General features: G+C 63.4%; 9 protein-coding genes. 7 read left to right on the top strand and 2 right to left on the bottom strand.

All coding sequences use genetic code 11. From position 1 onward, the window contains the following. Positions 1 to 31 precede the first annotated feature (31 nt). The 7 genes from QZY44_RS03630 to QZY44_RS03600 all read left to right on the top strand — a co-directional run bounded on the left by QZY44_RS03630 (position 32) and on the right by QZY44_RS03600 (position 10,370). Positions 32 to 829, top strand: coding sequence for a Cof-type HAD-IIB family hydrolase (locus QZY44_RS03630; RefSeq protein ID WP_295442372.1), 798 nt, complete (start codon positions 32 to 34; stop codon positions 827 to 829). Positions 830 to 895: 66 nt separating this feature from the next. Beyond that, positions 896 to 1,273, top strand: coding sequence for a response regulator (locus tag QZY44_RS03625; protein WP_295442368.1), 378 nt, complete (start codon positions 896 to 898; stop codon positions 1,271 to 1,273). 97 nt (positions 1,274 to 1,370) lie between these two features. Then, positions 1,371 to 4,907: an EAL domain-containing protein gene (locus QZY44_RS03620; RefSeq protein ID WP_295442367.1), complete on the top strand. Its 3,537-nt coding sequence runs from the start codon at positions 1,371 to 1,373 to the stop codon at positions 4,905 to 4,907. A 202-nt stretch (positions 4,908 to 5,109) separates the two neighbouring features. Further along, positions 5,110 to 6,750: a PAS domain S-box protein gene (locus QZY44_RS03615; protein WP_295442365.1), complete on the top strand. Its 1,641-nt coding sequence runs from the start codon at positions 5,110 to 5,112 to the stop codon at positions 6,748 to 6,750. Between the two features lies 1 nt (position 6,751). Next, a complete protein-coding gene (locus tag QZY44_RS03610; protein WP_295442362.1) occupies positions 6,752 to 7,204 on the top strand; it encodes a response regulator in 453 nt (150 codons plus the stop codon). Further along, positions 7,201 to 9,303, top strand: coding sequence for an ATP-binding protein (locus QZY44_RS03605; protein ID WP_295442359.1), 2,103 nt, complete (start codon positions 7,201 to 7,203; stop codon positions 9,301 to 9,303). The genes QZY44_RS03610 and QZY44_RS03605 overlap by 4 nt, the downstream gene beginning before the upstream one ends. Before the next feature lie 2 nt (positions 9,304 to 9,305). Then, complete coding sequence (locus QZY44_RS03600; RefSeq protein WP_295442357.1) at positions 9,306 to 10,370, top strand: HD domain-containing phosphohydrolase; 1,065 nt, start codon at positions 9,306 to 9,308, stop codon at positions 10,368 to 10,370. 20 nt (positions 10,371 to 10,390) lie between these two features. On the opposite strand, the gene QZY44_RS03595 is transcribed toward QZY44_RS03600, so the two are convergent. Both QZY44_RS03595 and QZY44_RS03590 read right to left on the bottom strand, forming a co-directional pair. After that, entirely contained in the window at positions 10,391 to 11,386 is a 996-nt protein-coding gene (locus QZY44_RS03595) for a transporter (protein ID WP_295442354.1), read from the bottom strand. 49 nt (positions 11,387 to 11,435) lie between these two features. After that, positions 11,436 to 12,389: sulfatase-like hydrolase/transferase (locus QZY44_RS03590; RefSeq protein WP_295442351.1), on the bottom strand; the 954-nt coding region annotated here is incomplete at its 5' end.

Below are 12,389 nucleotides of genomic sequence, written 5' to 3'. Positions count from 1 at the left end.
CACTCCCGGCGCGACTTTCATGGTGAAGCCCATGTTCCCACTCATCGTCTGCGACCTCGACGGCACCCTGCTCAACCCCGAGCATCGGCTCGGCGCCTACACCCGGTGCGTCCTTGAGCGGCTGCGCGCGCAGGGCATTGAGGTAATGCTGGCCTCGGGGCGGCACTTCCAGGACATCCGCACCCTGGCGGACCAACTTGGCCGCCACGGCTGCCTGATTTCATCCAACGGTGCCGCGGTCCATGATCGGGAGCTGCGTCTGGTCGATTGCCACCCCCTCGACCCGGCAGATGCACTCGCACTCATCAACGCGGGCGTACCGGCAGATGTCCACACCAATGTCTATCGCACCGATGACTGGCTGGTGGACCGTCCAGAACCCTATCTGCTGCAATTCCACCAGGCCTCTGGATTCGGCTACCGGGTGGTGGATCTGCGCAACATCGACGGCAGTGGGGTACTCAAGGTCTTCTTCTACGGCGCACCGGAGCAGCTGCAGCCGCTGGAGCAATCCATCCGCGCGCGTTTCGGCGACCGGGTCCACACCACCTTCTCGCTCCCCGTGACGCTGGAGATCATGGCCCGCGGCGTGTCCAAAGGGGCGGCGCTCAAGCGCGTCGCGCAGCGGCTCGGCATCGGACTCGACGCGGTACTCGCCTTCGGTGACGGCATGAACGACCTGGAGCTGCTCCAGTGCGCCGGCACCGGGATCATCATGGGAAATGCGGACCCACGCCTGCGGGCCGCCCTGCCCGCACTCCAGGTGATCGGCAGCAACGCGCAGGAGTCGGTTGCTCGCCACCTGGAGGGACTATTGCTGTCCGCATAGACGGTCCGTCATCCCGATGTTCAAGGCCAGATCAATCACGCCACCAACCAGGGGCAGGAATAGCACATGAACGAAGAACTGGCGCACCGCAAGATACTCGTCATCGACGACGACCTGTCGCTGCTGCAACTGACACGGCGCATACTGGAACGCGCAGGCTATCAGGTCTTCTGTGCGGTCAACGGTGCCGACGGCATGCTGCTGCATGAGCAGCAGAACCCGGATTTGATTCTTCTCGACCTGGAAATGCCGGTCATGGATGGCATTACGACGTTGCGGAATCTTCGAGCACAGGACAACCATACCCTGGTGATTATCCTGACCGGCCATGGCACCCTTGATAGCATCCGGGACGCGGCCGACCTCAATGTCAGCGAGTACTTAATCAAGCCTTTCCAGAGCACGGACTTGGTCAGCATCATCGACAAGGCACTAGGGTCTTGAGATGCAGGAGCAGCGGCGATGAAAAACCTCAGAAGACTGATTTATGTACCGCCTACCATTGCGTAGTAATCGGCGCCATCTATAACGCCTAGCGTTAATGTTCAAATTCAGCCGATCCAAGAGCATACTCGCCTGGGCCACGCTGGCCTGCGGGTTGCTGGCAAGCCTGCTCGCCACGGCGCAGGTCAAACAGGGCATCGAGCGCGAGGCTGCACGGCAGTTCGCCTTCGACTGCGACCAAATCACCCTCAAGGTCCAGGAACGCCTGCGCGCCTATGCGCTGATCCTGCGGGGCGGTGCCGCCCTTTATGCCGCGTCGATCTCGGTGGAGCGCAACGAGTGGCGGGCCTATGTGGCAACCCTGCAGGCGAGCGGTAGTGTCCCCGGCGTGCAGGGGATCGGCTTTGCCGAGGTCATACCCCCGGAGCGACTGGCCACCCATATCGAGCGCATCCGTGCCGAAGGCTTCCCCGACTACGCCATCCGCCCGCCCGGCAGCCGCGCACTCTATACCTCCATCATCTATCTGGAGCCTTTCAACGACCGCAATCTGCGCGCCTTTGGCTACGATATGTACTCCGAGCCGGTGCGCCGGGCCGCCATGGAGCAGGCGCGCGACACCGGCGCGGCGGCCCTGTCCGGCAAGGTCGAACTGGTGCAGGAGACCGGCATCCAGGTCCAGGCTGGGGCCCTCATGTATGTCCCCGTCTATCGCAACGGGGCACCGGTCGATACCCTCGAAGAGCGGCGGGCCGCCCTGGTCGGCTGGGCCTACAGCCCCTACCGCATGAATGATCTGATGGCCGGCATGCTCGGCGATTGGGAGGACCATGCAGGCAAGGGCGTCGACCTGGCCATCTACGATGGTCGGGAGGCCTCGCCGGCCGCACGGCTGTTCGACAGCAAACCGACCGCGACACCGAACGTCCATTCGCACTTCTACCAACAGCGAGCACTCGACTTCAACGACCGGCACTGGCTGCTGGCATTCACGCCCACCGTCTCGGCCCCCGGCATCGGTTACGCACCCGTCTGGTGGACCCTCGCCGCCGGCCTGGCGCTCAGCGGCCTGCTGTTCTGGTTGCTGCGCTCGGTGATCAATACGCGCACCAACGCCGTGCGCATTGCCGAGGCACTGACCGCAGAGATCAGGCAGAACCAGGAATTAGTGAGGGAGAGCCAAGACCGGACCCACCTCCTGCTCAATTCCACCGCCGAAGCGATCTACGGCATCAACCTGGACGGCAACTGCACCTTCTGCAATAACGCCTGCCTCCAGCTCCTGGGATACCGGCACCCGCAAGACCTGCTGGGCAAGAACATGCACTGGCAGATTCACGGAAAACATGCGGACGGCACCCACTTTCCCGTCGAAGAATGCCGTATCTTCAAGGCCTTCGCCACCGGAGAGCGGATGCACGTGGACGATGAGGTGCTGTGGCGTCGCGACGGCACGGCCTTTCCTGCCGAGTATTGGTCATATCCACAAGTCCTCGACGGGGTGGTGACCGGGGCGGTCGTGACCTTCCTGGACATCACCGAGCGCCGCCGGGCCGAAGAAAGACTCCACCTCGCCGCCAGCGTCTTCACCCATGCCCGCGAGGGCATCATGATCACCGACGCCCACGGCACGATCATTGATGTCAACGACGCCTTCAGCCGGATCACCAGTTACAGCCGCGACGAGTCCCTGGGGCAGAACCCGCGCATGCTGAGTTCCGGCCGGCAGGAAAAGGGGTTCTACGCCACCCTGTGGCGCGATCTGATGGAGAAGGGTCACTGGTATGGAGAGGTCTGGAACCGGCGCAAGAGCGGCGAGGTGTATGCCGTGATGGAAACCATCAACGCCGTGTTCGACGCCCAGGGTCACATCCGACAGTACGTGGCGCTACTCTCGGACATTGCACACTATGATGCGCTGACCGGCCTGCCGCAGCGGGTGCTGCTGACCGACCGTCTGCAACAGGCCATCGCCCAGGCCCAGCAGCAGACGCGCCCGCTGGCGGTGGCCTGCCTCGATCTGGACGGTTTCAAGTCCATCAACGACCACCATGGGCACGAGGCCGGCGACCAATTGCTGATCGCCACGGCGACCCGCGTCAGGCATGTCCTGCGCGAAGGCGACATCCTCGCCCGTGTGGGTGGGGACGAGTTCGTCGCCATACTACCCGACATGGCCCACCTCCAGACCGCTCTGCCCATGATCACCCAGCTGCTCGCTGCGACAGCCCAGCCGGTGCCGGTCGGCGAGTGCGTACTCCAGGTCACCGCCAGTCTCGGCATCACCTTCTACCCGCAGCCGCTGGCGATCGATGCGGAGCAACTGCTGCGCCAGGCCCACCAGGCCATGTATCAGGCCAAATTGGCCGGTAAGGGCCGCTACCTGGTCTTCGACACCGCGGCGGACAGCAGCGTTCGCGATCGCCACGAAGGTCTGCAACAGGTCCGGCGTGCCCTGACCTCACACGAATTCGTGCTGCATTATCAGCCCAAAGTGAACATGCGCACCGGCACGCTCATCGGGGCCGAGGCCCTGATCCGCTGGCAACACCCGCAACACGGGCTGCTGTCGCCGGCGCAGTTTCTGCCGCTGATCGAAGATGACGCGTTGGCGGTGGAGATCGGCGAGTGGGTGATCTCCACCGCCCTGACCCAGATGGAGTCCTGGCAGGCGCTCGGACTGACACTCCCGGTCAGCGTCAATGTCGACGCCCGCCAGCTGCAACGTCCCGAATTCGTCCAACGCCTGCGCAAACTGCTGGCGGCGCATCCCCATCTGCGCCCAGGCGACCTCGAACTGGAGGTACTGGAAACCAGCGCGCTGGCAGACTTGGCCCACGTCTCCCAAGTCATCAATGCCTGCCGCGGCATCGGGGTGTGGTTTGCGCTGGATGACTTTGGTACGGGTTACTCCTCGCTGACCTATCTCAAACGCCTGCCGGTGCGTGAACTCAAGCTCGACCAGAGCTTCGTTCGGGGCATGCTCGACGACCCGTATGACCTGGCGATTCTCAACGGCGTGCTTGGCCTGGCCATCGCCTTCCACTGCCAGGTCATCGCTGAAGGGGTGGAGACGGTGGAGCACGGCGAGTTGCTGCTGCAACTCGGCTGCGAGTTGGCCCAGGGCTACGGCATTGCCTATCCGATGCCGGCCGCCGATCTGCCGGGCTGGGCGGCGACCTGGCGGCCCGCCCCGAGCTGGGTCGAACTGCCGACACTCGACCATGACGACTTACCGCTGCTCTTTGCGAGCACCGAGCACCGTGCCTGGATGGCCGCCTTGGTCAGCCATCTCAAGGGCGAGCGCGACACCCCACCGTCGCTGGATCACCACCAGTGCCCATTCGGCCAATGGCTGAATGCGCAGGGCCGCAGCCGTCATGGCGCACAGCCGGCCTTCCAGGCCATTACCCCGCTGCACCAGCGGGCGCATACGCTGGCGGCCGAGTTGTGTGTACTCCATGCCACGGGCCAGGCCCCGCAGGCGCTGGCGAGGCTGGGTGAACTCGACGACCTGGGTGCTGCCGTGCTTGAACAGTTGAGGACCCTGGTGCAGGCAAACCGCCAGGAGGGCTCGAACCCAGGCCATATATCAGGCCAAGATGGAGGGCAAGACCCGTTACCGCGTCTTTGATTCCGGGCGACCGGCCTGACGTCCGCCAGCAACGCACGCGGGGTAGGTCTACCATGTCGGTCAGGGCCGGCGGGTCCGCAGACCCGACCAACGACCGGGACCGATACACCCATCAAGGCCCAGCCCGGGCCGCCCAACGCCGCCTTCGACGCTTCCGTCGGGGACGAAGCCTCGCTCAGTCACACCACACGAGCTGCCGGCGATGACCCACGCAATCCGCGATCCAGCCAATCCCACACCCACCGACGGCCCACCGACCGGCCGCGCCGAGATCCGACGCCAGGAGGCGTTGCTGAAGACCGGGGCCTTGCAGGACGCGATCTTCAATAGCGCCAATTTCTCCAGCATCGCCACCGACGCGCAGGGCGTCATCCAGATCTTCAACGTCGGCGCAGAGCGCATGCTGGGCTACGACGCCGCCGACGTGGTGAACAAGATCACCCCGGCCGACATCTCCGATCCTCAGGAGGTGATCGCCCGCGCCAAGGCGTTGAGCGTTGAGCTGGAAACCCCGATCACGCCGGGCTTCGAGGCCTTGGTCTTCAAGGCCTCACGCGGCATCGAGGACATCTACGAGCTGACCTACATCCGCCAGGACGGCAGCCGTTTCCCGGCCGTGGTGTCGGTGACGGCGCTGCGCGACGCGCAGGACGCCATCATCGGCTACCTGCTGATCGGTACCGACAACACCGCGCGCAAGCAGGTCGAGGCCGAGCAGCAGGTGCTCAGTCAGCGCCTGCGCGACCATCAATTTTATACGCGCTCGCTCTTCGAATCCAACAGCGACGCGCTCATGACTACCGATCAATTCGGCATCATCACTGACGTCAACAAACAGATGGAGGCACTCACCGGCTGCACGCGCGACGAACTGATCGGCGCCCCGTTCAGCAACTGCTTCACCGATCCGGCGCGGGCCGAGGCGGGCATCAAACAGGTACTGAGCGAAAAGAAGATCACCAATTACGAGCTCACCGCACGCTCCCGCGATGGGAAGGAGACCGTGGTCTCCTACAATGCCACCACCTTCTATGATCGGGACAGAAAACTCCAGGGGGTGTTTGCCGCCGCCCGGGACATCACAGAACACTTATGCCTGGAACAGGTGCTGCAGGAGAAGAACGCCGCACTCTTGGAGGCCAACAAGGAGTTGGAGGACTTCGCCTACTCGGTCTCCCACGACCTGCGTGCGCCCCTGCGCGCCATCGATGGCTTCTCGCGCAAGGTGATCATCGGCTATGGCGAGCGGCTCGACGAGGAGGGGCGACGCCAACTCCAGGTGGTGCGGGACAACGCGCAGCGCATGGGGCGATTGATCGACAATCTGCTGGCATTCTCGCGCATGGGACGGCGCGAGGTCGTCCTGCAACCGCTGGACATGGGCGCCATGGTTACGGGCGTGGCCGACGAACTGCGCGCCGCCGAACCGCAGCGCTCAATCGTCTTTGCCTGCGCCCCACTACCGCGCGCCTGGGGCGACGCCGCCATGATGCGGCAGGTCTGGGTGAACCTGCTCAGCAATGCCTTCAAGTTCTCGCGCCGACGCCAGACCGCACACATCGAGGTCGGCGGCCACACGCAAGGCGGGGAATGCCTCTATTGGGTCAAGGACGATGGCGCCGGTTTCGACATGCAGTATGCCGGCAAGCTGTTTGGTGTCTTCCAGCGGCTGCACCGCGAGGATGAATTCGAGGGTGTCGGCTGCGGTCTGGCCATCGTCGCACGCATCCTGCAACGCCACCACGGCCGTATCTGGGGCGAGGGCACCCCGGACGCGGGCGCTACGCTGCACTTCGCCCTGCCCCTGCCATCCGTCACCCCCCCCGTTACGCAGGACCCATAGCATGAAGAAGCATGAGCAGGAATTGCAGATCCTATTGGTGGAAGACAACGCCGCCGATGCCGAAATGACCATGGACGCGCTGCGCCAGGCGCGTCTGGTCAACCAGGTGCAGTGGGTCAAGGACGGTGCCGAGGCACTCGACTTTCTGTTCGGCCACGGCGCCGAAGCGGCCGCGGCCGGCAACCGCCTGCGCCTTGTCCTGCTCGATCTGCGGCTGCCGCGGGTGGATGGGCTCGATGTGTTGCGCGCCCTGCGCGCCGATGAGCGCACGCGCCGCCTCCCGGTGGTGGTGCTAACCTCCTCCCACGAGGAGGTGGACGTGGTGCGCGCCTACGACCTGGGGGTCAACAGTTATCTGGTCAAACCGGTCGAATCAGAGGCATTCATGTCGGTCGTAGGTCAGATGGGGCTCTATTGGATGCTGCTCAACCGCGCTCCCGGCGACACCCGATGAGCGCTCAAGAGCGGGTGCCGCGGCACCCCATCGATTTGATCCTGGTCGAGGACTCGGCAACCGATGCCGAACTGATCGCCGATGCCTTGGCGGAGCTCGGCCTCGCTATCGTGATACGACGGGTGGAGGACGCGCCGGGACTCACTGCTGCACTCAACGAACGGTTACCCGACGCTATCCTGGCCGACTGGACCCTCCCCTTGTATTCTGGCCAAAGCGCGCTGGCGCTGGCCCACGCGCGCTGCCCCGAGGTACCGTTCATCTTCGTTTCCGGCACCATCCCGGAGTCCGCCGCCTTTGAGGCGCTACGCCAGGGGGCGATCGACTATGTCCTAAAGCATCAACTGTCGCAAGTCGGCCCAGTCTTGACCCGCGCCCTTGACGAGGCACGAGCGCAGCAGTCACTGCGCGAGAGCCTGGCGTTCAATCGCACGATCCTGGACTCAGTCAGCGCCGAAATCGCCGTCGTAGATCGCGAAGGAGTCATCCTTGCGGTCAACATGCCTTGGCAGCGGGTCGCGTCGGAGAATGGGATCGAACCGGGCCAGCCGACACCGGGCACCGGCATCGGCGCCGATTATCTGGCGGTCTGCTGGAGCAGCACCGACTGCGCATTGGATGATGACGCCCTATGCGCCGGCAACGGCATTCGCGCCGTATTGGATGGGCGCCTGAGTGACTTCCACATGGAGCTTCCCTGTCATTCGCCTCAGCAACAACGCTGGTTCAAGATGAGTGTCACGCCGCTGGTACGCGATGCCGGGGGCGCGGTCATCACGCATACCGACATCACTGAACGCAAACAGGTGGAGATCGCGCTTCAGAAATCCCGCGACCTGCTCCAGTCGGTCCTGGAAAGTGTGCCGGCCCGCGTCTTCTGGAAGGACCGCGATTCGCGCTATCTGGGCTGTAATCCCCAATTCGCGAAAGATGCCGGATGCTCCGATTCGGACGATCTCATCGGTAAGACGGACCGTGACCTGGCATGGGCAGATCAGGCCGACATCTATCGCGCCGACGATCAGGCGGTGATGGCGTCTGGCCATCCCAAGCTGAATTATGAGGAGCCGCAGTCGACGCCCGACGGTAACCGGATCTGGCTGCGCACCTCAAAGGTGTCGGTGCGTGATGAAGGCCATCAGGTCATCGGCCTGCTGGGTGTCTACGAGGACATCACCGAGGCGAAGCACGACGCCGAGGAACTGGATCACCATCGCCACCACCTGGAGCAACTGGTCGAGATGCGGACCCATGAGTTGGAGTGCGCCAGGTCTGAGGCCGATCGCGCCAATCGCGCCAAGTCCGAATTCCTTTCCTGCATGACCCATGAGCTGCGCAGCCCGCTCAATGCCATCCTCGGCTTCGCCCAACTGCTGGAGTTCGATACCTCACCGCCGACCCCCACCCAACAGGAGAGCATCACCCAGATCATTCAGGCCGGCTGGCATCTGCTGAGTTTGATCAACGAGATACTGAATCTCGAGAAGGTCGAGTCCGCACGGGCGCCAGGGTCTCTGACGCCGGTGTCGCTGACACCGGTGGCGCTGACCCCGATAGCATTGCAGCCCGTGTTGCTGGCGCAGGTGATCCGCGAGTGCCGGGACATGATCGTGCCGCAAGCGCGCCAGCGTGGCATTCAGGTCACTATCCGCCAGTGCGATACGCCCTATAGTGTCTATGCCGATCCGCTGCGGGTGAAGCAGGTGCTGATCAACCTGCTGTCCAACGCGATCAAATATAACAACACGGAGGGGACGGGAACGGTCGAGGTGGACTGCGCCGCGGCGGCGCCGGGACGCGTGCGCGTGAGCGTCAGAGACACCGGGGCGGGACTGGCCCCGGAGCAACTGGCGCAGCTCTTTCAGGCGTTCAATCGCCTCGGGCAGGAGACGGGCGGCGAGGAAGGCACGGGGATCGGCCTGGTGCTGGCCAAGCGGCTGGTGGAACTGATGGGGGGTGTCATCGGGGTGGACAGTGCCATCGGGATGGGCAGCACCTTCTGGTTTGAATTGAGCGTGAGCGATGATTCCCTAACGGCGCCGACGCTGGACGATACGACTGACGCCGGCGACCCGGCAAACTATGAAGAGAGCGATTGACTATGATCGATCCATCGGCAATTCTGAACGCCGGCATCCTGATCGTTGACGATCTGGAAGTGAATGTCACATTGCTCACACGCATGCTGGGTTCCGCCGGGTATCGCTCCGTCACCTCGACGATGGACCCGTGCACCGTCTGCGCCCTGCATGCCCAGCATCGCTACGACCTCATCCTGCTCGATCTGCTGATGCCGGAGATGGACGGCTTCCAGGTAATGGAAGGGCTCAAGGCGATCGAACCGGACGGATACCTGCCGGTGCTGGTGATCAGCGCCCAACCAGGACAAAAGCTGCTGGCGCTTAAAGCCGGCGCACGCGATTTCGTCAGCAAGCCATTCGAGCTGCCCGAGGTACTGGCGCGGGTGCGCAACCTGCTGGAGGTGCGCCTGCTGCACAATGAATTGCACCAATGCAACGACGCGCTGGAACAACGCGTGCTGGAGCGGACCAGCGCCCTGCAGGACAGCTATCTGGAAACCATTTTCACCATGACGCGCGCGGCGGAGCACAAGGATGAGGACCTTGGCTCTCACGTGCAGCGTATCAGCGCCTTCAGCCGTGTGCTGGCCGGACTGCTCGGCCTGGATAGCGGCTTCGTGGATACGATTTTTTTCGCGAGCCCGATGCACGACATCGGCAAGATCGGCATCCCCGACCGGGTGCTGCTCAAGCCGGGCGCCTTGACGCCGGACGAGTGGGAGATCATGCGGCAACACACCACGATGGGCGCCCGGATCCTCGGCAACGGCACCTCGCCCTATCTCAAGATGGGCGCCGAGATCGCGCTGAGCCACCACGAGCGTTGGGATGGCGGGGGTTATCCGCAGGGCCTGCGCGGTGAGGCCATTCCGCTGGCAGCGCGCATCATGAACATCTGCGACATCTATGACGCGCTGCGCAGCCGTCGCCCATACAAGCCCCCCCTCGACCATCGCCAGACCATGGACATCATAACCCACGGCGACGGCCGCACTGCGCCTGCGCACTTTGATCCGGCCATTCTGGCGACCTTCCTGGAGCACCATGCCCGGTTCCGCGATATCTTTGAGGAATATACCGCCTGAGGTCCATCAGGATGGCCCGGCTACTCGCTCTTGAGTCTTCGCGAGCCTTCAATGAGGGGATGCCATCCGTACACGAGCGTAGCCATGAAGCCATCCATGCGCAGCGCATCAGGGGCATTATCGTTAATCGTCGACTTGTAACCGAGGGTCAGATTCAGGTTATTATTGATCACATAGCCGAGCGTGAGACCGACACCGATGTTATTGAGTGGCTTGCCGGAGACGCCATTGATGGTCGCCTTGCCGCCGCTGAACCAGGCACCGTCCAGCGAAGCCCATAAGTTCTCGGTGAGGTCGCGCGTCAGGTGCGCGTCCAACTGAAACATCGGCGCTGTCTTCATGGTCTGCCCGACAAAATTGGAATTGTCGCCGAAGAGCCAAACGGCGGGCAGTAGCTCCAGGGTCGTTCGCCGGCCCGGCACCCATGGACCAAGCTGCCAGGTGACGGGCAGACCGAAGCGCCCATACCAGCGGTTCTGGCCAAGGTTCAGTGGTTGTTTGCTGTTGTATTCGCCGATTGGCAGCGCCAGGTCGGCCAGCAGGTCCACGGAGAATCCCGGCTCGTAGCGCATGACGTCAGGGATGTTCTTCTGCGCCGGTGGACCCAGGACATTGATGTTGAACTCGAGCATCGGGTCGCCAAAGCCGCTGGCCGATTGGCGGAACGTCCTGCCGGCCACGGTCACGTCGCCCGAGATGCGCCCCATGGGCAGGAGGATGGCCGCCATGGCCGAGCGATCGAACAATGAAAAGGTGCGCGCGTAACCGGCGATGGCCATGGTGGCGTTAAAGTCCGCATTCGGTGTCACGATATGCGCCGGATCGAAGGGATTGGTGTTGCCATTGATCGATTCGAAGATGAGCGGCACCGCATTGGAACCCGACAGGGTATCCCAATAGAAGCGCGCCGGCGTTTGGGCGACCGCCGGCCTTAGCACGCCCATGGCGAGCAGCGTAATGACCGCCAACCAGGACCACCCGGCCGCCTGTTTCATCTGAGCTTCGTTTGTGTACATGAGATCTCCAGCCTTCTTGAGGAATCAGTCATTCGTGGATCGGCAACGCTCAAGGCTTAGGATCGGCCACCATGTCGGCGGGTGGCACGAACTGCCGCTTATGGACCAGCGGCGGATAGCCAGGGTCGTCCGGGACACGCGGCGGAAGCTGATCCTCAAGGGTTTCAAACGTGGAGCGGCTGGGCAGGATCACGTTATTGGTGCGGACATAGCTGTCCCAGAGCCCAACCATCTGGCGCACCTTGTCGGGGCGCTCAGCGGCCAGGTCCTTGCGCTCGGCGGGGTCCGCGGCGAGGTTGAAAAGCTCCCACGCGGCCTTGCCAAACGGCTTGTATTGCCAACGCAGCTTCCACTCCCCCTGCCGCACCGCGCGATTGCCAAAGAGTTCCCAGGCGAGATAGTCTTGCGCGCCGCGCGGCGACTGCGCCTGTCCTCTCAACACGCGGTTCCAGGAATGGCCGATGAGCCTGGGGACCGGTCGCCCCGCATTGCTCTTTGGGTAATCGACGCCGGCAATCTCCAGAAGGGTCGGCATGATATCGGCCACGTGCATGAGCCCATGGTTGATACTCCCCTTTGGCCGTTCGACCGTCGGACCGCTGACGATGAGTGCGTTGCGGATGCCGCCCTCCGCCACCCAGCCCTTGTACTGACTGAAGGGCGTCATTGACACCTGTGCCCACATCGGGCCATAGCTGACATAGGAGCCCGGATCGCCCCAGGCATTCGGGTGGGTCTGCGACCACTTGATCGCCGCGAAGAGGAAGTCACGCGACCCGGGCGAGCCCGCGATCATCTTGAACAAATCGTTGCCCTCGGCACCATTGTCGCCGAACACGATGAATAGGGTATTGTCATACTCACCGATCTTCTTGAGATGATCGATGAGCCGGCCAACGTGAAAATCCATGTTCTCCATCATGCCGGTATACAGCTCCATCTTCTTGCCGAGGTTGGCCTTGGCCGCCGGCGCGAGCGTGATGGGATCGGGGACGAACCACAT

It is taken from the genome of uncultured Thiodictyon sp. (genome assembly GCA_903837595.1).
In the GTDB taxonomy this organism is placed as follows: Bacteria; Pseudomonadota; Gammaproteobacteria; order Chromatiales; family Chromatiaceae; genus Thiodictyon.
Note: the sequence above shows the minus strand (reverse complement) of the source record. Positions and strands in the feature narration are given on the sequence as shown.